Below are 21,105 nucleotides of genomic sequence, written 5' to 3'. Positions count from 1 at the left end.
ATTTAACTGATACCAAGAAGTTCCTTTACCATATCCTCCACTTCCTGGTTCACACGCTTGAAGTTACGGTTGAGAAGGATTTCCTTCTCTTTGTCGTTTTTGAACTCATAGATTTTGGGTAGAGCCACATAGTGTTTTTCCTCGTCCTTAATCTTCTTCATGTCAAAATGCGTCTTACAGAAATACTTGGTAGTCCTGAACTCTTCCGACTGCTCGATGTCAAAATGGTCAAGCATACTGTCATCGGTAGCCGTAAAGTCACGTGCCGCCTGTCCGGCCAGCCAGCCTGTTGCCATATCCGCAATCTTGGCTGCAGGAACCAGAAAGTCCATCTTCTCAGATATTGTGGTTGATACCTTGTGGTCATTGATGGAAATGGAGTGTGAAGTCTGCTTGGCCTTTCCGAACACATCATTCTGTGCCCACTCCAGCGTCTCCTTGTTACGTGCCGCACCCATGAAGATATTACCGCAAGTGGTGATAATCTTCTGCATACCTACTTTGCCGTAGTCAGCTTCCAGCTGAGGAAGCTCCTGGAAACCTAAGGTTACGGCAACCTTGTTGGAACGAGCCGTACCGATAAGACGGTCTATCTTGTGAAAGTACAGTGTAGGAAGCTCGTCCACGATAATGCTTACCGGGATATTGCCCTTTGAGTTTACCCTTGTGATCAGTCGGTTCAGAACCAAGGCATTGAGTGAGCCAATAACCTGTTCCTTTTCTGGGTCATTGGCAATCACCAGATAGCTCGGATTGGCCTTGTCAGAAATCTTCAGGTCGAAATCATCCCCGGTGAATACCCAGTATGCTTCTGGAGAAACAAGGCGTGCAGCGTTCACACGAAGCGTACCGACCATACCTTCCAGCTGGTCATTCGCCTTGTTCTCATAAGCACTCTTGAAAGGAGCCATCAGCGAAGCAATCCTGTCATCCTGCATCAGGATATTGAATACCTGGTCATATGGCCTTACAAGGAATGAAAGCACATGAGGCATGTCTGAGAACTCACCGGTTACGGTATCCGGTTCCACCTCATTGCCATGCTCGTCCTCATACCAGCACCTCTGAATCAGAATCTTCCTGCCTGTCCTGTCCTTATAGCTGTATCCGTTCAGGTCAACAAACATACGGTCCTCGTCAGTCGATACGTCATTGCCGTTCTCATTCACGAAATCAAGCACCACGTTACCGTCCTTGTCTATGGCATTGAAGTCATCCCAGTTGCGTATGACAATCTCCAGCTTCTTTCCTTCCAGTGATATGAAGCGTCTAAGCTTCTTACCGTTCCTGAACCCGACCGGATGGAAGTTTACAAAGAAATAGATGATGGCAGCTAGGAAGTTCTCCGCAGAGTTAGTAAAGAAGGCTTCCGAGCCGCCCTTCTTCTCTCCACCTCCCTTGTTGAGCGAGGCCAAAAGAGTAGCAGCCGTTTCAGAAGCGGCAGCCAGATCCGGGATATATTTCCGCTGAATCGGGTTGATACGGTTGGAGTATTCCACATCGGTAAAGTTTACTATACGGAACCCGCAGCTCTGAGGCAGTTTACCGGCTTTCCTGTTCTTGCAGTACTGATAGAAAAGCGTCTGTGCAAGTGTCGGAAACTTGAAGTCATATACCATCATGGCAAATCCCTTTGCTGAATGCTGCCTGATGAACGGGTCAATGATACCGAAAGACTTACCCGAACCCGGTGTACCCAGTACAATCGTACCACGGAACGGATTGATGATATTGATCCACCCTTTGTGCATCTTCTTTTTCCAGTAGTATATCATCGGAATGTTCACCGAGTAATCATTGCTGACCAGCGTTTCCGACTGCTGGAACGATTCGTTCTCAAAGTTGAAACGGTCCTCACCAACCTTGTAGTTGTAATACTTGGCAATACCGTCCAGCCCCTGATGTACCAGCATAGTACCCACCACCGAACAGACCGCATACAGAAGACGGTTGGCAGGAAATCCCAGCCAGCTGAATCCGAAACTCATGCCATGGAATACAAAACAAAGCCCTACAAGAGTCAGACCGGCCAGTACCGGATAGACAACCATTGTCCTTACATTGAATTTCAGGGACTTTTCAGCCTTTGTGCCGATACAGACAATACAGATGCATATCAGTTCAGCCACCTTGCATCCCGATACGGAATTGAATACCCTGAAGCGTGCCAGCAGGTCGAGTACGAACTGAGTAACCCTGTTGTCAGCCGTAACAGGCAGGTTCATGATAATTTCAATAATCAGAAATATATAGATGCAGCTCCTGAAGTAGTTATACATCTGCTGCTGTTCCCTTGTTTCTTCAAATGCCATACGCTCTAACTGTATATGAATTTACTAAAATGGAACCTTTATACCCAGCAGCAGACCGTTGCGGAAGGTATCCCCATGCAGGAAGTTCACATTGTTCTTCTGTATGACAGAGAGCTCCAGCCCGCTGCGGAACACATAGCTGTATTCAAATCCGGCCTCCAGTCCGAAGAAGAACTTCTTCTGTACCGCACCGAACTGAGGGCCAAGACGAAGGCGCATCATGCCGTTTTTGTACCGTGTCAGACGGTGCTTATAGACTATACCGCCGTCCCAGAAATATCCTTTCCAGAAATTGTGACATACTGGCTTATGCCAGTGATTCCCGACCTCACCATATACTTCGACGGCATTTCCGTATGAAAGCGGATACTCATAACCCAAAGTGGCATTCAGCGTACTTGGAAAAAGGAATCCGGCATTGACGGAAACCTTTCCGGTCTGTGCCGATGCACCGATGGATGCAATCGAGCAAAACAGAATGAACAGAATCTTCTTCATGGCCTATCTTTTTATGGAATGATCAATATAATAGTAGGGGTAATAGTCGGCACCGTCCAGAATATCCGAGTCGAAGCCGTCCGCATTGAGAATGTCCTCATACTCGATGGTGAGTACCACTACACGTCCGCTAATCTGGTTCTCGGAAATCTCCAGACGGAGCACCTTCTCTTCAGGGAAAGTCAGCTTCGGAAGTACAAGCACGTTCCTATAGTCCTTCCTGAACTTACGGGTATTGTTCATGGAGAATACCGGAGTAAGCTCTATGGTCTGTGAATTGGTTGCCTTTGTTTCCTTTTTGTCAGCAAGTTTTACCCTGATTTCTTCAATGTCGTATGCAATTCTGGTCCTGTTCTTCAGCGTATAGTCCAGAAAGAAATAGTCACCGATGGAATAGATATTGTTGATGTATGCCCTGATTCCGTTTTTATTGGATACAATCTGGTTGAACTTTCTCCTGCTTCCATAGACAGCCCAAGCATATCGTGCAATCTCGGCCATCGGCATGGAAACCTCCGGATTGATATAGGACAGTGTCTCATTGTAGGATACATTGTAGATGGTAGAAGCATATTTGGGTGATTCGGTATAGAGGATGTCATACTGTGCGATATGACGCTCACCGATAATGGTGAGTGTACCCAGCAGTTCGTTTTCGCTGTAACCTTCAGATGATATGGAATCATTCTCCAGATAAGGCTTGATGCGGACGATGTTGTCTGTACACTGGTTGCCTATAATTTTAGTAGTGGAAATATCCACCATTTTGATGTTCTCAGGCATGACAATGTGTGTGGTCACTTCCCGGTTGATGTATATCTTCTCGTTGGCCGACAGATGTACGGCTATGCCTGTGATAAGGCATATTATCAGAAAAATTCTGGTTTTCATATTGGAATATTAAAATGTTACTATAATTTTCTTTGCTGTATTCAGATATATTATCTCGCATCCTCCGAGTTTATCAGGTAAACAATGGTATTGTACTTGATTTTCGCCTTGTTCTTTCTGATATTGGAAGATATTGCAGAGGTAGCAGAGTTGTACATGTTCTGCAGCGACTGGAGTGCAATGGCCTCAGTCGAAATACCTGTACCGTAACCGTCAGTGGATTCAAAGCTGATATTCTGCTGTACCGTGTTGGAACCGGCATCCTTCATGAAATCACGGAATGCAGATTCAGGAACATAGAAACCTTCCATACCGTCATTGTCAAATACAGAAAGCTTGACCTTGATGAACCTGTCGCCGATAAGGATACTGGTTATGGAAGCCCTGACACGCTGCTGTCCGAAACCTGTTACCGTTCCATAGAGGTAAGTTCCCTTTTTCAGCTTTGTATCGCTTACCGTCACATCGTCCAGAAGCTTGAACCGTAGACGTGTGCCTTCATGCGCCTTTGTAGTCTGGTCAATCATGGCACGTATCAGCTTGTTCTCGGCAAATTCATCCGGAGCAGTAACCGTATTGAATCTGTCGGCATTGGTATCATCGGACTTGATTACCAGACTCGGACGGTTGCGTTCCCTTTCCTCCTGACGTACTTTAGCTATGGAATCAGCCCTGTGCTTTCTTTCCGCTTCCTCTGCTTCCGGGTCTTTGATACCCAGTCCGCTTTCAATGGCCTTCTGCCGTTCATAGCTCCTTCGCTGAATCTCTTCAAGGTCACGTGCAAACTCGTCCTGTGAGGAATATCCCATACCTCCGTAACCCGTTTCACTGTTTTCCGAAGGACCGTTACCGTAGGCATATGCATTGATATGCTTTCTTGATTCTGCAAGTGAACGCTCCAGTTCTTCAAGTTCCCTCTGCTGCCGCTGTCTTTCAGCTTCAGCAGCATCCAGACGGTTCAGTTCCTCCTCGCTGTAGCCGTGTTCCAGTTCCTCCTTCTTCTGTTCTTCCTCCCCGATACCGCTGACGGCTGTGAAGGCATCCTCGTCACCGAAACGTCTGGACATCTCATACATCTTGTCTCCGGCTTCCTCGGCATTGGCCTGGGGAAGTTCCATGTTGATACGGTCTGTAGCTACCGTTCCTGCAGTCTCCTCACCGCCGGAGAAAGTCTGCATCACAAAGTATACCAGTGCGCACAGCGGAACGAATATGACCAGCGGAAAGATATACTTGGGCTGTTTGAAATTAATCTTAATCATAGGTTATCATTGTTTTTTATGGATTTGACTATATTTTCCAGCTGCCGGTATTTGAGGATGATCCGCAAGGAATCCTCACGGCTTTTTACAGGTATGGCAATCATGGAGTCCAGTTCATGATGCAGTAACTGTCCCTTTACCGTCATGTCCGTCAATTCACTGCGGTGAATGTCCTTGTTTGCCTGGATGGTACGGAATCCCTGAAACACCGGTTCCATACCAGCAATCGAACTGACATCCGGTTCACTCTGTTTCCCGTTGCCGGAATCTATGGCAAAAGTACTGACGAGTAGTAGAAGGAGTGTTCCTGTTACACCTGCGAATGTCGTTTTCGGATGCTTTGCCGCCCATCTGTTGGCCAGTCTTATCCTTGCGGACAGACGGTATCTTGTACCGATGACACCCAGTTTGGGCTGCAACCACGACCTGACAAGCAGATGCGTTTTCAGACGGCTTTCCTGTATCTTTTTTCTGAATGATTTCATAATATCCGTATATCAATAGTCCAAATCCCTGTTTTCAAGAGTCCTCCAGCCGGTAATGAGCAGACCGTGGGGATTGTTCCTTGTCCTCGGCACGGACTCAATGTAACCTGTTGTCACCATCGAGCGTCTGATGTCCCTGGTCCTGCGCTTGATAAGCTGCGTACCGTAATAGGTAAACTTCCGTTCATGTTCGTCAAACTGAATGGAGTCACACATGATGGTACAGACAGCCGAAGAGGAAATAATGTCCGAGTAGAAACCGTTTTCGTCCATGGCCTGTTTCTGTTTCAGTGCAGTCCCGTCAGCCATATACATTGCTTTCCCTACCGTCCATTTGATATAGTCGTTGTCTGGCGGCAGATTGAAGAAATACTGGTGGAACAGCTGTATGTGCGCCTTGGCCTCCATGGTGAAGTTGGCTTCCAGCCGTGCACGCTCGGCAAGAAACGGAATGTCTCCGTCAAGTACATAAATCTGCTGCCTTTCCTCGTTGACAAAGGAAATGCAGCACCAGACCGTAAAGGCACAGATGACGGTGCAGCCTCCGATTACCGCAAATACCGTCATCATGGCCAGTCTGGTTTTCTGTGCAAGGGATTCAATAAGCATATTGTAAAAAGATTTGAAGTTATTTGACTAATGACCTGACAGCCGAACCTGTTCCTCTCATGGCAGAACCTGCCGCACCTCCGGCCATGGCACCTGCAGTAGTGGTGATACCCATTGCAGCCGAACCGGCAACGGAACCCGTACCCGAGCTTACACCTCCCGGAATCAGCCATGAAGCCACTTCAGGAACGAAGCGTATGATATAGGCACCCACGAGCATACCCATGGCATACATACAGTTGGAGCCTATTCCCTGCAGTCCCAGTGCGCCAATCTGTTCCCATGAGTTGACCGAGCCATGAAGCAGATGGTCGTATGCCACCAGATCCTGCTGTAGGTTATAAAGAAGGATGAAGTCTATATAATAGATGCACATATAGGTCACGAATCCCCATAACGAGAGGGAAAGGAACTTGGACATCCACTGGCTCCAGGCCGAGTTCCATGGCGGTGCCAGCGAGAGAGCAAACATGATCGGACAGAATATCATCATGATGGCCATGAAAATCCTCTGTGCCACGAGCATCCCGTAATACGACATCTGGAAAATCAGTTCTCCAACAAAACGTATGACATCGTTTATCCATTCACTGACCTTAGTCTCAGCCGCCACGGCAGCCCTCTGGGCGTAGTTGTTGATAGTCGAGCCCAGATTCTCCACATTATATATCAGCTTGTCCCACCAGGCAGCATCCTGACCGATTTCGGCCACCTGCTTTGCTGTGGCTATGGAGTCCTGCACGGTTCTCAGCCTGTCAAGATATTCACTCTGTTTCTGTGCCACCTTCAGCTCGAAGGCCGCCACTTCCTTGTTCTTTGCCTTGGCCATAGCCCATGTAGCGGATTCCAGACTCTTTCCCGGAACCTGCAGAGCCGAGCATATCCATGAAGAGGATGAAATACACAGGGAAATGCCAATGATACGCAATAGTTTCATGACATCCATGCCACGCCTTCCGAGCATCATCATCCAGCATTCGTATGAACCGACACACAGGGCCAGGCACAGGCCGAGAGCCTTTGCCATTGAAACGGCATCACCGAGAACAGTCACATTGGGAAATGTCTCCATGGCCGTCAGCAGCTTTTCCAGACTTTCGTCAATGGCCGGAAGTCCTATTGTCAGCGGAATAAACAGTAAATTCATGATTGACTATATTATTTGTTTAATATTATTACTTAAATTATTATCAATTATAGAGAGTGTCTAATAGTGTGTAGCGGCAACGGCACAAAGGTGTGCAGTCCTGTTGACCAGTTCTGCCATCCTGGATTTGGCTTCCTCGTATGCCTTCTGCCGCTTGGCATTCTCCAGCCCATAACCGACACCGGTTTTGTGTATATAGGCTATATCCGCACAGAGTATTTCATTCTGGCGACTCAGTTCGTCCACCTGATAGCGGAGCTTGCCGTCACTCTTCTGCATACAGTAGAGCAGTCCGTCCGTGATACAGTCCTGCATACGGTTGAACTCGTCCTTGTAGGTGGCATACATCAGGTCAACATTTCTGTCAGCCTCCCTTGCCAGTTCTTCCTTATACAGTTCCTCGACATATTTGCGCTCACTCTCCACTTTCTTGATTTTCTGCCTCTGCGTCTCTTCGGCAGTCACACGTACCGGTATGATACGTTTCACATCAGACTTGGGTTCCTTGAAACGGACACGGAATCCGGAGTTGAACCAGTCCCATTTCCAGTACATTTCCGCACCTGAGTATTTCTTATGCAGGAAAAAGTAATACCAGTCCGGAGCAAAATCCCACGGACCGTTTTCCATAGACTTCCACTGCTTCTGTTTTTCACTGTCACTGACTATGCTTTGGGCATTGGCAACAGTGACTGTACCTGAAACTGACATGCAGAACAGGCACAATAACATAATTCTAACCTGCATATCCCTGATTCCATTTGTTGATTACACGCTCAGCTATCTCATTCTTCACATTGGAGTTCAGTATCTCCCAGATATAGTCCGGCTTCCATCCGCAGTCCGTGACAAGGAAACAGTACAGGTTGGCATTGTCTATTATGTACCTTGCCCTGTCGATTGAAGCCTTCAGTGTCATTACCAGATTCAGCTTTTCATCCATGGAAGCCTTCATCAGGTTTATACCCGAAGCGGCCACGGATGCATACAGTCTGTAGCAGTGCTGTATCTCCCTTGATATTGCCACGTTGGCATCGGCATAATACCAGGCTACGAAAGGCTTCTTTGATACATGACTGAAAGTATTGCCGGTAAAGTCCTTGTATTCCGTTACCAGCTGATACAGTGAGTTGGCCGTTGAAGAAATGGCACCGGCCAGTACCAAATACGAATACGCATTGTTCAGCCTTGTATCCAGAGTAGTCCGGACATCATTGAACTTTTCCGCACCTTTCTCAATGAGCGACTGCTCGCCATAACTTGTGGCCACCCTTGTCAGAGCCTTGTCCTCGTCCTTCTTTATGGCCTTGTGCAGGGCAATGAGTGCTTCGATGGTCGGCAGGTCTTTCGGTATGATGAAAGCGGAAGCCTTTACAGGCAGCAACAGCATTATAATACCGGCTGATATGATACTTATATTCCTGAGTTTCATGACAGAGATATATTAAGGGTTAATAATTTGAAGCCACCAGGCCGTTCCAGTCCTGTACAAGATTTCCCACATGATTCTTCATGGTCATCACATTTGCCCATCCTTCAGGATCTATGGCAAAGAAGAGGTCGTTTGCAGTGGCATACTGTGCCATCAGAACCATCCCTTCCACCTTGTAGCGTATCCTGTTCAGGTCAGTATAGATGCTGTTGGCCAGTGTCAGCCTTTCATACCTGTCCAGCAGGTTGTAGCCGTCATTCTTTTTCTCGGCAGTTGCCTGTCCCTGCAACGGATTGGGAATCCTGGCATTGTTCACGATATTGACGAAGTTGCCGACCAGCTGCTGGGTTTCCGCTACAAGATTGCCGAGTTCGTTCAGACAGAGCAGCCTGTTTGAAAATTTGGCCTTGTTTACCGTACTGACAAGTACTGGAACATTTCGCAGAATATCCAGAGCACACAGGCCTATTTCCTTATAATAAAGACTTTCAGTCCCGAAACCGGATATGTTCTCCATGCTCAGCTTGTAGAGTTCCTTCATGGTAGCCATGCTTACCGTATAGAGTTCCACCTTCTGTTTCTTGGCTGCAATGGTATCCACACGCTGGTTGTGCTGTTCCTCGATAAGTTTCTGTGAAGCGGTATTGGCCATGACAATCTTCAGGCAGTTGCGGTCGAATACGATTCTCCAGGCAGCATGTGCATTGATACAGACAAATGCAGAAAGCATTATAACCGATATGACTCTTAATACTGTTCTTACCATAGTGACATAACTTTTTGATGTTGGTTGACTTTTCTTGCAAACTCCAGATACAGAAGCCCTCCATCCGCCTTGCGGTCTTCCTCGATACGGGTTATGGCCTCCTGCAGCGTACCGTACCGGGAAAGATAAATCTTCAGAGCCTCCTTTTCGCTACGTTCTGTAGTATATGCCCAGTAGCATTCCGGTGCTTCCTCCACACCATACACATCCGAGTGCTGTCCCCGGCAAATCCACACCTCCTTGAAGTAACTTCTTCCCTCATGGTTATTCAGCGCATTGATGGTGAAAATCTGCTGACGCTGTATGTCAGTGAGTCCCAGAATGGCTGCAATATCCTCATACCTGTCCTTGAACTTGGTCTGGTCAAGCAGAATCTTCACATCCGAGTTATTGATGATGGCCTCCTTCACAATAGGGGAGTCAATCACGTCATTAAGCTCCTGAGTAACCACACCGGCTATTCCGTGGAACTTTCTGACGGTCTTATACAAATACTTTATATATTCCGCCATGGTAGGTGAAGCGATTGCCTTCCATGCCTCTTCAATGATAAGAGCCTTCCGTCCCTTTTTGATACGCATCTTCTGCAGGAACACGTCCATGATAATCAGCACCACAATCGGGAAAAGCACCGGATCATCCTTTATCTTGTCAATTTCGAACACAATGAAACGCTCGTCAAACAGGTTAATGTCGAGGTCGGAGTTCAGCGTCATCTCCAGCTCGCCGCCACGGTAGAACTGTTTCAGAATGGCCGCAAAGTCATGTATATTGAAACTGATTTTCTCCAACTGTGTAATCTGCGGAATGCGTTCCAGAGCAAACTCGTAATAGGAATTGAACGAGAGTTCCTGAACCTTCAGCCTGCGCTTCTGTTCCTCCATGTGGTCAATCTGCCTGTCTATCTTAATCAGCATGGAATTGTTATAAAGTTCCCTTTTATATTTTTCGATAATGGCAAGTGCACGTTCCTTTTCCGATTCTGTGGCCGCTTCATCATTAATCAGAGCTGTCAGTGAACGGCACTGTCGGATAAGCTTCAGGCGGCGTACTTCGGAAGGCAGCAGCAGGGCACGGCTTTCAGCCTTCTCCTGAACATCTTCTGTATTTATCTGCCTGTCGATGTCCTCCATGCTGTGCGTGTACTGTTCATAGTCATCCTCCATTTTGGCGGCGACCAGCAGTTTCTGCCTCAATGCCTCACGCTCACTGTCACTGAACCCTTCAAACGGATTGAAATAGGCCTCGTAATATTCCACTATGGTCTGGTTTATCAGCATGTCCTCAATCTTTGTTGGAAATGCGTTACCTTTGAATATCAGGAATATCAGCGATTTGAGAAAGTTCTTCTTCTCACCGAAATTAAGTTCATACTCCTCCTTCGTGACCTTAAACGGATTCATGGAAATGGGCTTCTCCTTCGAGTAGGCTATGTATGTACCCTTGTAATATCCGCATATGCCTTCGTAGGAATCACCCGTATCCACCATGACCACATCCGTATTCTGTTCCAGAAGCTGGCGTACCACACTGTTCATGTGGAAGGACTTGCCGGAACCTGAAGGACCGATACAGAAGAAGTTGGCATTGTCCGTCATCTTCCTTTTGCCTTCCTTGCCTGTGATGTCGATGCATACAGGCAGTCCCTGACGGTCGGTGTAGTATGTGGTCAGCGGTGTATCCTCAGACTCCTTCAGATGCTCCTTGAAGAAAAAGCACAGGGCTGCATCCGAAAGCGTCAGGAACAGGTCATAGTCCGGGTTGAATGCATATCCGTTACCGGGAAAACTGTCCATGAAAAGCTCCAGCTGATTGTAGGCTGTTTTTGACGGCATGATGCCGCACTCATACAGCTTTGTCTCCAGAAAGGAAGTTACAGGAGTTACTTTGTCAGGGGGACAGCTCACCAGAATGTTGAAGTTGCAGTACACAAGCATGGTACTGTCAACGGCCAGCCTGTCCAGCACTTCCTCAATGTCAGCCTTGGCAATACGGTTGCTCGGGTCCGGCATGGAACCGTGACGCTTCGCTTTGGCCTGAAGCTTACGCAGCAGCTTCCTCTGTCCCGGTATCTGAATGACCTGGTTGAACACCACACAGTCCGAGTAGGGGACGCCGGTAAGGAAAGAAAGCAGGTCTGTAGCAATTCCGTATCCGTTGATGTTCATCTGCGTGTACGGCTTTACCATGGAAGGCAGGTTTATCTCGTCAATATCGACCAGCGGATAGGAACGGATGATACGGTCACCAGTCCTGAGATATTCGTCCGAAGCCTTGAAGTTGGTCATTGAGAACGGTCCATGCCGGAACTGGAATGCCATGAAACGGTGACAGTACTCGCTGACTTCCTCCTTGTCGAGCTTCCTGTGCCGGATATGCTTTTCGGTCAGAATATCATCCGTCTTTGATACCTTGGCATGGAAATCGAGCCATCTCTTCGGGTCATACTGGATGAACTGGCTTCTCTGAGCCTCCTGGGTGAGGATAAGAAAAGTCCTTATCTCTGTGAACTCCCTTCCCTCGAAGTATCTGAAATAGCTCCTTGTCAGGAACTCCGCATCATCCGGCACATCATGGTGATATGCCTGTCTGCACATAATATCCTGCTTCTGCAGAGTATATCCCTCACCGATGGTCTGAAGGATATTGGATAGCACGTCATGAAACAGCATGTACTGCTGCGCATCCGTACAGAGCTGCTGGACCGGATTGGTTATCTCAAAGATAACTGACGGCTCGCCTCTGGCCGAGAACAGCACGACATTGCCGTCCGTCTCCTCCAGCTGCGCATAGAGTCCGTCAAATATTCTTTTCCTTATGTGTGCCATACTGTATAAAGTGATTTACTGTTCTTTTCTCAGGCTTCTGTAGATATAGATACCTCTTGCCCTTTTCTTGTTGTGGAGTCCTCCACGCTGCTTGATGTAGATGGTTATCAGTCCCACCAGTGCCATGACCATCATGGCTATGAACCCTGCAATCTTTCCCAAAGCGATTGAGAAACCGATGAAGCCTACGAATGATACGCCTATGGCTGCCGCTGCCAGAGTGAGGAAACGGCCGCGTATGCCCATAAACTCCAGCGGCTTCTGCAATCCCTTGAACACAGGGTAACCTTCCTGATTCATTGTCATGCCGGGAAAGGATTACTGGAAGAACAGCGGAAGAGCTTCCGAAAGTGCGATGAATGCGATACAGCCTCCGATGGTAAGCATGATGGTCTTCTTCACGTCCTGGTCTCCGTTCTGCATCTTGAAATAGACGTTGAATGCACCGACCAGAACGATAACGGCAGCAATGGCCTTCATCAGGTTCGATACCGGAGTCTGGTAGGAACTGACTTCCTGAGTTGCCTTGGTAAAACCTGCGGCACCCTTGCTTCCTGCCATTGCATTGGATGTGGAAATAATCAGTGCAATTGCCGCCACCACACACTTCTGTCCAAAACTTGAACCGATGAATCGCTCCGTAAGATTCCGGGCATTTTTCTTTATTATCTGCATTTCTGAATAATGTTAAAGGATTTCATCGCCAAAGAAACAGATGTCACTAAAGGAACGGTATATAATATCAGGCGTTCTCACAGCTGAAGATAACGGCACCGAGGTCACTGGTACCGGTCTCTGCCAACCGGTTTATTTCCTGAATGATATTCTCTACCAGAATGCCGTCAGTCATGATGGCCTCCCGGTAAACGTGTCTGGAAGATTCTGATTTGGATGCAGATTTCTCTGTACCGTCAGAATCAGTATTTTCATTCTCAGGTTCGGGATTCCCTGTATTATTCTCTTCCTGATTCTCTTCTTTGGATTCAGGTTCATCCCGGTTTATTCTTATCGGCCTGAAGCTTCGTTCTTCTTCCGATATGTCAATGTCCTCTTCTTTTTGGCTGTCCTGTTCGGCATTCTGTGCGGCCTTTGCCCTCTGAATGTCCATAAATATCATTGCCGCATAATAGAGAGCCATTATTATAAAGAGAAGGAATACTATCTGTCCGTACTGCATGGCTGTTGTAATATGATGTTGGATGAAAGAGCGGAACTCTCCTCCGGAAGCGGAAGGATATGCAGTCCCAGTCTGATGCCCCGGCTTTCCAGACGTTCCCTGCGTTCCGTACTGCCGGTATAATAAATCACGTTGTGTTCCTCACTGATGATGTATCCGTTTGACTTCATGTTTGAGCGTACCCTTACCTTTGCCCTGTTTGAAATGACACGGATACCGGTTATGGGTTCCAGTCCGAAGACGATACGCCGTCTTTCCCTCTTTACCATCTGAGTACGGATACGTGATGAAATGAGGTGTTTCTCTTCACCAGTGCGTTTGAGTCCGATTGCAGCGGCTATGCGTCCGACACTCATCCGGGTAATGCCGAGAGCTTTCCCTATCTCAGAGAAGGAACACTCCTGGAAATGGTTTCTGATATAGTCTGCACGCTCCATCCATTTGGATTTGGCCATTTTTACAAGTCCAAGCTCTCGGGCTTTCAGCTTGACTGTCGACTCGCTAAGATTGAGAACGGCAGCGGTATAGGCTGTGGTCTCTACCGGATACAGTTCAACAAGAGCGGCCAGCATCCTGTCGGTCCAGTCTGTCTTTTTCATATCCTACAGATTATAACTGTTAAACAAAGATTTCTTTTCCCTTCTGTATTCTGCCAGACGTGGTAGGTAGGACTTGAAGAATGCCCTTACGATGGCATTCACCAGGTCAGAGCGGCATCTGCCATGTATATCGCAGTCGTCAAGTGAATCCGCAAGGTCACGGTCGAGTTTGCAGACAAGTCTTTCTGTTTTGTCTGTTCCTGAACTGTCCGATTGCAGGAATTCCATGAAGTCATCCCAGCATCCTGTATCCGAGAGGGAAACAGCAGTATCCTTTTCCTGTGCTTCGTTATTATTTTCCTTTTGCTCAACCTGGGTTTCTACGGAATCTTGCGTCAATATAAGTTCTGAATCATTGATGCCTCTTGTCAGGTCATCTATTTCCGGTATATCCTTACTCATAGTGCTATGGTTATTGAAATTTACTGATTATTCTGGTTCTTTATTCTGATTGCAGTTGCCATTTTCTGAAGGACTGGTTTTAGATTGGCCGGTATTGTCATTTGATGCTTCATCAGACGGCTGTGCCTTCTTTTTCTTCTTAGATTTGGGATTCAGATTTTCCGTCAGCTGTATGCCTTTGAGTTCTTTTTCCCTTATCGGTTGAAGTGTATCGAAGATACTCTGATAGACCTTGTCAAAGACCGGTGTAACGATAGTAGCCTGCATATCAAGTGCCGCCATAGTGCTGAACCGTTCCATATCCGCACGTTTGGGAATCTTCGCAGTGACATATCCATAGTTGGAGAAGGTATCCCTTGCATTGTCCCAGATAAGCAGTTCGGAACGCTTGCCGATTCTTCCGTCATTCAGATTGGGAATGATGAAGAGTCTGGCTTTCATTCTTTCACCGACAGCCTTTTTCAGCCGGTCAACAAACATGAGGAAACTGGCTGTGGACGGAACGGTTACCAGGTCATAATGAAATGGAACAATAATGATGTCCGAGTTGACGAACATGGGTATCAGCCCTTCCGCTTTCAGACTACCGGGAGAGTCCATAAGCACAACGTCAATGTCAGGATCGTTGTGCAGTTTCTCCATCAGGGAAGTCATCATTGCCTTGTCGTTTGCTTCGTATGCCCATACCTCGTATGGCATTTCTTGTTCGCCATATTTTCTGATGTCGGCCTTTCGGCACTTCATGATGGAGTGCTGGAAGTCGCAGTCTATCACCACAACCCTTGCACCTTTTGTCACCAGATAGTTGGCAAAGGTTACGCAAAGGGTAGTCTTTCCTACACCTCCCTTCTGATTGGCGAATGTCACGATAACCGGAGTCTGTATCATTTCAAGTATTGATTGATTTTGTGACAAATGTATCAACCAAGATTTTCAGGTAAGAAATGTGCAACACATTTGTGATTTCGGTTTGCTAAACCTAGATTTTATGATTTTAATTATTTAATTATCAAGATTATTACAGCTGAAAAGGTTACAAATAGAAGTCCTATTATGTAAGGAAAATAGTTTTAAAAAAACGTTGTTTTTGAGATGTTGTGTATATTGACCATTTTTATAAATCATAATACAAATCTTCTATGTGATTGTACTATTAATAAAAAAAAATGTGAGTATTAACGATTTTACGCTATCTTTGTGTAAATCACACCTTTTTTGGGTATATCTTTAACATAAAAGAATAATCTGTAATTATTAAATTTGTAATAGCAATGTTGGATCAATCGTTTTCAGCACATAATTTTGATATAATTTACGGAATAGAAAGCCGCAAAGGAAATATTGATATACATAGTATGCCTACAAAGTATCTAGACATTGTCAAGAAAACAAAGGATATAAAATCAATAATTAAAGAATTAAAGAATAAGGAGGATGATAAATCAATCGAGGATTTACATCATAATAAGGAACTGTTGCTTGAATTACAAGAAAATAAAAAACAAGCTTTGTATGAGCATTTAGAGGAGATTTCTGATATCGTTAATAGCTCTTCGTTTAGATTTGAATTAAAGAAATTGAAAATAAAAGGGAAAGAGGCTTTTTCCATTGATACAACTAAACATACTCAGTTTTTTGCAATAAAGCAGTTACAATACAATTTGAGAAATGTTTTTAAAGTAAGACAAGCGAATCGGCATCAGATACTGTCAAATATCAAAATATTTTTAGACTCCAAGATTCCTGTTTATGTAATTAGAACAGATATATCAGGATTTTATGAAAGTATTCCACAGAAATCTTTGATTAAGTCTGTAGTAGAAAATTCTTTATTGAATTATAAGTCAAAATCTTTTATTCGAGGAATATTGAGAGAATATGAAACAACTAAGGACAAATCATTGATTCCTGAGAATTATGGTGTACCTCGTGGTATTGGAATAAGCTCATATTTAAGTGAACTTTATATGCGTGACTTAGATAAAAAGTTATCATCCCGAAAAGAAATAATATACTATGCACGGTATGTTGACGATATATTCATTATTTTATCATCATTACCCAATGGAAAAACGTTGCAATCATATTATGATGACATTGTAGCTTTATTCAATGATTATGAACTAACATTAAAACAACCAGGCATAGGGAATAAATGTGAGCTAATTGACATGTATTCATCACTAAACTTAAAATTACAAAAGATTGAATACTTGGGATATTGTATTGAAATAGAGCGTATCAATGGAAAAATTGATTGTAAATTTCGGATGAAGAAGGAAAAGTTTGATAATATAAAAAAGAAAATGGATAACGCTATTAAGCACTTTAATGACTTAAGTGTCATAAATGTTAAACAAGCATATCGTGATTTAATGGACTCTTTAGATTACATTACGGGAAATATAGCTCTTAATAAAACAAAGTCTGGTGTAAAAACTGGTTTATATTATAGTAATGATTTGTTAGACAATGATTTGCCTGACCTTAAAGGGTTAACACGTTATCTTCATAGTCGTAAAGTTGAACCATATAATAAACTCAAAGGTTATGAGGTCTTAAAATCACGAATAGAAAGTAAGATAAAAAAAATAGATTTAGCAAAACGGTGGAATGAACGAAAATTTAATAGATTCTCATTAGAACAAATTGAAAGAATGGAAAGTTGGTTATGAAACGTCGTAAAAAAATTAAACTTCAATACAAGAAAGAACGTGTGGTTTTTTCAGATATTCTCCCATATGAATTGCCGATTATTTTTTCTAATCGGTATTTCTATAGATTTCTTGTGAATAATAAAATTGCAATCTGTAATATTAACTCTAAAGATTGTAATGTTTCTTGGAGTAATGAAATGCCAGATGGAGCAAGATTTATTATGGCAATATTAATGAATATGAATGCATCTCCTTTGTTAACTTGTCATGAGTATAAGTATAATGAATTTAAGTCAATTCCATTTGTCTATAATGTCCAACATAAACCGACAAAACCACGTCAATTGGCAATTGTTCATCCAATTAACCAGATTAAAGTGGTTGAATTTTACAATAAATATAAGGATGCTATTATCTATCTTTGTTCCAAAAGTAATTTTTCTATGAGAAAACCTCAAAAGGTAGCTAGCTATTTTTTCTATAAAGATAGGCTTCATCATATTCTCTTAGGTAGAAAGACTGATAAAATGGAAATGTATTTTAAAGAATATGAGAACTTAAAAACTTTTTTTAGTTATAAAAAATATACGAATATCTATAAATTCTATGAGGATTATCGTTATCAGAGAGCTGAAAAAAAGTATCAGCATTTGCTAAGGACTGATATACAAAGTTGTTTTGATAGCATATATACCCATTCGATTGCATGGGCTGTGAATGGAGGAGCTAATATATATAAAGATAACTTTAAAGGATATGATATGTCTATTGGTTGCGTTTGGGATAAAATGATGCAAGAAATGAACTATAATGAAACCAATGGTATAGTTATTGGTCCTGAATTTTCACGAATATTTGCAGAGGTTATACTTCAGCAAATAGATACGTCTGTTGAGCGAGAATTATTGAAATTGGGGTATATACACAAAGTAGATTATGAGTGTTATCGTTATGTAGATGATTATTTCTTTTTCTTTAATGATGAAAAGGTAAAAGAAATAGCGATTCATCTATTTCAAGATTATCTGAAAGAATATAAATTAAATCTAAGCCAAGAGAAGACTGTTGTATTAAATCGTCCTTTTATAACAAATATCACTAAGGCAAAAATCAAAATAGATAGTTTAATTCAAGAGTATGTAAAATTTTATAATGATTCTGACAATCAAAACATTGATGAACATACAATAGAGCAAGAGAATATTGATATAAATGATCTAGATACAAATGAAGAGGAGGAGTCTATAGTTAATATAAATAGAGAAAAAGCTGAAGAATGCATAAATAGTAATGGATTCTTTAAATTAAAGTCAACAAACTTCAATAGGAATTTCAAGGCTATTTTAATAGATAATGATGTAAACTCAAAAGATGTTTTAAACTATACAATTGCACGTTTGGCAATAAAGCTCGAAACTTCTCTGAAAGCTTTTGATAAAATTTATAAGGGTTTGTGTCTAACTTTAAGAAATGAAAAGTTATATGACCTCCATGAAAAGGCATCTTGTAAGATAAAGCAGATGGAAAAGATTCTTTCCAAATATCTTTACGAAGTATTAGATGTAGTTTTCTTTATGTATTCAAATAATAAACGTATTAATACGACATTAAAAGTTATGCAAGTCCTTAATGCAATTATAATTTACCTAGATAATGATTATATAGTCCAAAGAGGAAAAATTAAAAATAAAATAAGACGTTTTAGTGAGTATGGTCGTGAAATTGTTTTTAAAAAAATACGTGATGAAATAAGCCTCGTGCTAAAAACATCTCCTATAGATAATAGAATACAACTAGAAACACTTTATTTTCTTATAACTTTAAGAAGTATGAATAAAAAATATAGACTAGTTTCAGGAGAACTAATAACGTATTTAAATATAGAGAGGCAAGAAAATGGTAATCTTAATTTTCATCATTTGAATGCTATTGCTATAATTCTTTTATTATATTATATGGGTAACGAAAAAGAATATATAAGTATTAAAGATGCATTAATGAGATATATTAAAAGAAAATTTGATGAAACTCCAGAAAATAGGCGAAAAATAATGTCTGAATTTGTAATTTTGTCATTAGATTTAGCGACTTGTCCTTATATTAACCCTAGTCTTAAATATAGATGTTTAGAAAAAATGGGGTTAAATACAAGTGAGGCTATTGAAGTTTGTAAATATCTGAAAAGACAGAAGTATATGTTTACTAAATGGACGGGAGTAAACATAACTAAGGAACTAAACGCAAAGATAAGTCAAGAGGTATATTCATAGGCCTTGGGTTGGAACAGGCCTATGATATATAAACTTTATGGCAAGTCTTCACGTTTTGATAAGGTAGAGAGGTTGAACTCAACAAATCTTACACACATTACCTCAAGCCAGTCCGATGGTGGACAAAACTTGGAGGACGGACAGAGTTCGCCGTCCTCCTTTTTATTTTATTTTCATTGAATGTTCATCATCAACATTATCATAGTTACCTTTTTGACCAACTTCCCACTCACGTTTCTCACTATGGCTACCACCACCTGCATCACGCAGCTTGGCCTTGTCAGATAAACGTGAAGTAGTTTTTTTTGATTGCAGGTGTTTTTGCCGTTCAATTTGCTTCATTGGCTGTTTCTTCAATTGTTCAAGATTGAAGTTTTCTTCAGTAAGATTTATAATGATATGCTGCTTGAAGTTGATGGCATAAGTTACATCTTCTTCCTGACGGATGGTAAAGCCTTCTTCATGCAGTCGGCTTCTGATAGAGATGACTGTTTCATCATTGAATATCTCACGCAACCGATTCACTGCATCTGTGTAGTAGTGTGTTCTTTCCGGAGATATATCTACTAAATCTGTCCGTGAAACCTTGAATATCTTACAAAGTAGGTCACGTTCAGCTTCAGTAGCCGGGCTGAACATTTCTACCATAGCTATACGGTTGTTACGCTCAATAGCTTCTGTCATAAAAGGTTTTAACGGGCGACTTTGGCCATCAAAGTAGATAATGCCTTTCTTGATATAGGCATGTTGCTTCCTGATTTTACTGTATATTTCACCCTGGGTAATCTTCGGATTAAGTGTCAGTAACCGGTCAATATAGTCCTCTATCCGATTGAACCGCTCTTCAGGAGTAGTGAAGTCCAGGAGTTCCTCTACAGCCAGCACTCTTGCACCATGAATGACGGTCTTGTTTGCATGATCAACAAGCATATACCCGTATGGCGCATCCTTCTTGCCGAAGAATACAATGTCAATGCCGAACTTCGTTTTCAGTTCCTTCTGTAGTTCCTCCTTGTTGGAACTTACGTCACGGTACTTCTTTAATATACTTCTGAGCTGACGGCAACGTGTCCTTTCCCGATAACCGCTCTTGAAAAGACTTTCTATTTCAGTAAAAGGGATTTCCTTCTGAACCTTTCCACCATGCTTGACGAATACATTTCCATCTTTCTGATAGACTTCATTTCCCATGGAAACCATTATAGACTTGAATTGGGCAAATGAAGAGAACGTGTACTGCTTGGCCAAATTAATGTCATCTTCCGTTTTCTTCTTCCTGTCGTTACCAAGAATACGGTCAATGACTTCTTGAGAACGTCTGCGCTCATGACTGTGCTGAATCTTTCTTCCATCAGGTGCCACTCTTGAAGTGACAATATGAAGATGGGTATTCTCTGTGTCATAATGGGAGTAAACAAGCAATGGCTGACCGGATTCTCCGTATCCCATTTCCTTGAGATACTGGTGTGCAAAATCCAGCAACTCATCTTCCGACATTTCGTGACCTTTACATGATATGGCCACATGAAACTGCGGTTTCCTGATTCTGCTGTTCTGTGAACTGTACTTCTGGAGATAACCGACCAACTCACTTTGGGTAGGTTTGTGAAAAGTTCCGAGTGAACCGAAATTCTGAATCTCGATAAGCCGTGCAATACCTTTCGATACTTTATATTCATTGTAACCGACAGCATGGAAGTTCGTGCTTCCCGGTAATATGGTTGCTATCATATTGAATCTTTATTTATCAAGGTTTAAGTGACTGAGTAA

Annotated in this window: 20 protein-coding genes; 2 read left to right on the top strand and 18 right to left on the bottom strand. The window is 43.1% G+C overall.

Annotated features, from left to right (window positions below):
* Positions 1 to 2: 2 nt before the first annotated feature.
* The 17 genes from JXR92_RS11350 to JXR92_RS11270 form a co-directional block, all read right to left on the bottom strand.
* Complete coding sequence (locus tag JXR92_RS11350; protein ID WP_055298222.1) at positions 3 to 2,312, bottom strand: type IV secretory system conjugative DNA transfer family protein; 2,310 nt, start codon at positions 2,310 to 2,312, stop codon at positions 3 to 5.
* A gap of 24 nt (positions 2,313 to 2,336) precedes the next feature.
* Positions 2,337 to 2,810 (bottom strand): hypothetical protein, encoded by a 474-nt coding sequence (locus JXR92_RS11345; RefSeq protein ID WP_055298220.1) that lies wholly within the window; start codon positions 2,808 to 2,810, stop codon positions 2,337 to 2,339.
* A gap of 3 nt (positions 2,811 to 2,813) precedes the next feature.
* The gene (traN, locus tag JXR92_RS11340; RefSeq protein ID WP_055298218.1) at positions 2,814 to 3,701 is read right to left on the bottom strand and encodes a conjugative transposon protein TraN; all 888 of its coding nucleotides are present in this window, start codon (positions 3,699 to 3,701) and stop codon (positions 2,814 to 2,816) included.
* Positions 3,702 to 3,751: 50 nt separating this feature from the next.
* On the bottom strand, positions 3,752 to 4,963 hold the full coding sequence (locus JXR92_RS11335) for a conjugative transposon protein TraM (RefSeq protein ID WP_055298216.1): 1,212 nt from the start codon (positions 4,961 to 4,963) through the stop codon (positions 3,752 to 3,754).
* Entirely contained in the window at positions 4,960 to 5,448 is a 489-nt protein-coding gene (locus JXR92_RS11330; RefSeq protein WP_055298214.1) for a hypothetical protein, read from the bottom strand. Before JXR92_RS11330 ends, JXR92_RS11335 begins: the two co-directional genes overlap by 4 nt.
* A 12-nt stretch (positions 5,449 to 5,460) precedes the next feature.
* Entirely contained in the window at positions 5,461 to 6,057 is a 597-nt protein-coding gene (gene traK / locus JXR92_RS11325; protein ID WP_055298212.1) for a conjugative transposon protein TraK, read from the bottom strand.
* 19 nt (positions 6,058 to 6,076) lie between these two features.
* Complete coding sequence (locus JXR92_RS11320; RefSeq protein WP_055298210.1) at positions 6,077 to 7,204, bottom strand: hypothetical protein; 1,128 nt, start codon at positions 7,202 to 7,204, stop codon at positions 6,077 to 6,079.
* Positions 7,205 to 7,264: 60 nt separating this feature from the next.
* Entirely contained in the window at positions 7,265 to 7,915 is a 651-nt protein-coding gene (locus JXR92_RS11315) for a DUF5045 domain-containing protein (protein WP_394373458.1), read from the bottom strand.
* Positions 7,916 to 7,940: 25 nt separating this feature from the next.
* Positions 7,941 to 8,594, bottom strand: a complete 654-nt coding sequence (locus JXR92_RS11310; protein ID WP_018711100.1) for a hypothetical protein — start codon at positions 8,592 to 8,594, stop codon at positions 7,941 to 7,943.
* A gap of 61 nt (positions 8,595 to 8,655) precedes the next feature.
* The gene (locus JXR92_RS11305; RefSeq protein WP_055298206.1) at positions 8,656 to 9,402 is read right to left on the bottom strand and encodes a hypothetical protein; all 747 of its coding nucleotides are present in this window, start codon (positions 9,400 to 9,402) and stop codon (positions 8,656 to 8,658) included.
* The gene (locus JXR92_RS11300; RefSeq protein ID WP_055298204.1) at positions 9,396 to 12,230 is read right to left on the bottom strand and encodes a TraG family conjugative transposon ATPase; all 2,835 of its coding nucleotides are present in this window, start codon (positions 12,228 to 12,230) and stop codon (positions 9,396 to 9,398) included. Before JXR92_RS11300 ends, JXR92_RS11305 begins: the two co-directional genes overlap by 7 nt.
* A gap of 15 nt (positions 12,231 to 12,245) precedes the next feature.
* A complete protein-coding gene (locus JXR92_RS11295; RefSeq protein WP_018711097.1) occupies positions 12,246 to 12,536 on the bottom strand; it encodes a hypothetical protein in 291 nt (96 codons plus the stop codon).
* A gap of 12 nt (positions 12,537 to 12,548) precedes the next feature.
* A complete protein-coding gene (locus JXR92_RS11290; RefSeq protein ID WP_055298202.1) occupies positions 12,549 to 12,905 on the bottom strand; it encodes a DUF4134 domain-containing protein in 357 nt (118 codons plus the stop codon).
* 67 nt (positions 12,906 to 12,972) lie between these two features.
* A complete protein-coding gene (locus JXR92_RS11285; RefSeq protein WP_055298200.1) occupies positions 12,973 to 13,407 on the bottom strand; it encodes a hypothetical protein in 435 nt (144 codons plus the stop codon).
* Positions 13,389 to 14,006: a MarR family transcriptional regulator gene (locus JXR92_RS11280; RefSeq protein WP_172681568.1), complete on the bottom strand. Its 618-nt coding sequence runs from the start codon at positions 14,004 to 14,006 to the stop codon at positions 13,389 to 13,391. Before JXR92_RS11280 ends, JXR92_RS11285 begins: the two co-directional genes overlap by 19 nt.
* 3 nt (positions 14,007 to 14,009) lie before the next feature.
* Complete coding sequence (locus JXR92_RS11275) at positions 14,010 to 14,408, bottom strand: hypothetical protein (RefSeq protein ID WP_055298198.1); 399 nt, start codon at positions 14,406 to 14,408, stop codon at positions 14,010 to 14,012.
* A 27-nt stretch (positions 14,409 to 14,435) separates the two neighbouring features.
* Positions 14,436 to 15,296 (bottom strand): ParA family protein, encoded by an 861-nt coding sequence (locus JXR92_RS11270; protein WP_055298196.1) that lies wholly within the window; start codon positions 15,294 to 15,296, stop codon positions 14,436 to 14,438.
* A gap of 383 nt (positions 15,297 to 15,679) precedes the next feature.
* On the opposite strand from JXR92_RS11270, the gene drt3a reads away from it, so the two are divergent.
* Complete coding sequence (gene drt3a / locus JXR92_RS11265; RefSeq protein ID WP_055298194.1) at positions 15,680 to 17,083, top strand: antiviral reverse transcriptase Drt3a; 1,404 nt, start codon at positions 15,680 to 15,682, stop codon at positions 17,081 to 17,083.
* Entirely contained in the window at positions 17,080 to 19,335 is a 2,256-nt protein-coding gene (drt3b, locus tag JXR92_RS11260; RefSeq protein WP_055298191.1) for an antiviral reverse transcriptase Drt3b, read from the top strand. Before drt3a ends, drt3b begins: the two co-directional genes overlap by 4 nt.
* Before the next feature lie 162 nt (positions 19,336 to 19,497).
* Here the strand turns inward: drt3b and JXR92_RS11255 are convergent, their stop codons facing one another.
* A complete protein-coding gene (locus JXR92_RS11255) occupies positions 19,498 to 21,066 on the bottom strand; it encodes a relaxase/mobilization nuclease domain-containing protein (protein WP_055298189.1) in 1,569 nt (522 codons plus the stop codon).
* Positions 21,067 to 21,105: the final 39 nt, after the last annotated feature.

It is taken from the genome of Bacteroides parvus (assembly GCF_017309675.2).
GTDB classification, from domain to species: Bacteria; Bacteroidota; Bacteroidia; order Bacteroidales; family Bacteroidaceae; genus Bacteroides; species Bacteroides uniformis.
Note: the sequence above shows the minus strand (reverse complement) of the source record. Positions and strands in the feature narration are given on the sequence as shown.

Bases quoted from the DNA above. Each gene is read 5' to 3' on its own strand.
- JXR92_RS11350 (WP_055298222.1), bottom strand. From the start codon at position 2,312: ATGGCATTTGAAGAAACAAGGGAACAGCAGCAGATGTATAACTACTTC.
- JXR92_RS11345 (WP_055298220.1), bottom strand. From the start codon at position 2,810: ATGAAGAAGATTCTGTTCATTCTGTTTTGCTCGATTGCATCCATCGGT.
- traN (WP_055298218.1), bottom strand. From the start codon at position 3,701: ATGAAAACCAGAATTTTTCTGATAATATGCCTTATCACAGGCATAGCC.
- JXR92_RS11335 (WP_055298216.1), bottom strand. From the start codon at position 4,963: ATGATTAAGATTAATTTCAAACAGCCCAAGTATATCTTTCCGCTGGTC.
- JXR92_RS11330 (WP_055298214.1), bottom strand. From the start codon at position 5,448: ATGAAATCATTCAGAAAAAAGATACAGGAAAGCCGTCTGAAAACGCAT.
- traK (WP_055298212.1), bottom strand. From the start codon at position 6,057: ATGCTTATTGAATCCCTTGCACAGAAAACCAGACTGGCCATGATGACG.
- JXR92_RS11320 (WP_055298210.1), bottom strand. From the start codon at position 7,204: ATGAATTTACTGTTTATTCCGCTGACAATAGGACTTCCGGCCATTGAC.
- JXR92_RS11315 (WP_394373458.1), bottom strand. From the start codon at position 7,915: ATGTCAGTTTCAGGTACAGTCACTGTTGCCAATGCCCAAAGCATAGTC.
- JXR92_RS11310 (WP_018711100.1), bottom strand. From the start codon at position 8,594: ATGCTGTTGCTGCCTGTAAAGGCTTCCGCTTTCATCATACCGAAAGAC.
- JXR92_RS11305 (WP_055298206.1), bottom strand. From the start codon at position 9,402: ATGGTAAGAACAGTATTAAGAGTCATATCGGTTATAATGCTTTCTGCA.
- JXR92_RS11300 (WP_055298204.1), bottom strand. From the start codon at position 12,230: ATGGCACACATAAGGAAAAGAATATTTGACGGACTCTATGCGCAGCTG.
- JXR92_RS11295 (WP_018711097.1), bottom strand. From the start codon at position 12,536: ATGACAATGAATCAGGAAGGTTACCCTGTGTTCAAGGGATTGCAGAAG.
- JXR92_RS11290 (WP_055298202.1), bottom strand. From the start codon at position 12,905: ATGCAGATAATAAAGAAAAATGCCCGGAATCTTACGGAGCGATTCATC.
- JXR92_RS11285 (WP_055298200.1), bottom strand. From the start codon at position 13,407: ATGCAGTACGGACAGATAGTATTCCTTCTCTTTATAATAATGGCTCTC.
- JXR92_RS11280 (WP_172681568.1), bottom strand. From the start codon at position 14,006: ATGAAAAAGACAGACTGGACCGACAGGATGCTGGCCGCTCTTGTTGAA.
- JXR92_RS11275 (WP_055298198.1), bottom strand. From the start codon at position 14,408: ATGAGTAAGGATATACCGGAAATAGATGACCTGACAAGAGGCATCAAT.
- JXR92_RS11270 (WP_055298196.1), bottom strand. From the start codon at position 15,296: ATGATACAGACTCCGGTTATCGTGACATTCGCCAATCAGAAGGGAGGT.
- drt3a (WP_055298194.1), top strand. From the start codon at position 15,680: ATGTTGGATCAATCGTTTTCAGCACATAATTTTGATATAATTTACGGA.
- drt3b (WP_055298191.1), top strand. From the start codon at position 17,080: ATGAAACGTCGTAAAAAAATTAAACTTCAATACAAGAAAGAACGTGTG.
- JXR92_RS11255 (WP_055298189.1), bottom strand. From the start codon at position 21,066: ATGATAGCAACCATATTACCGGGAAGCACGAACTTCCATGCTGTCGGT.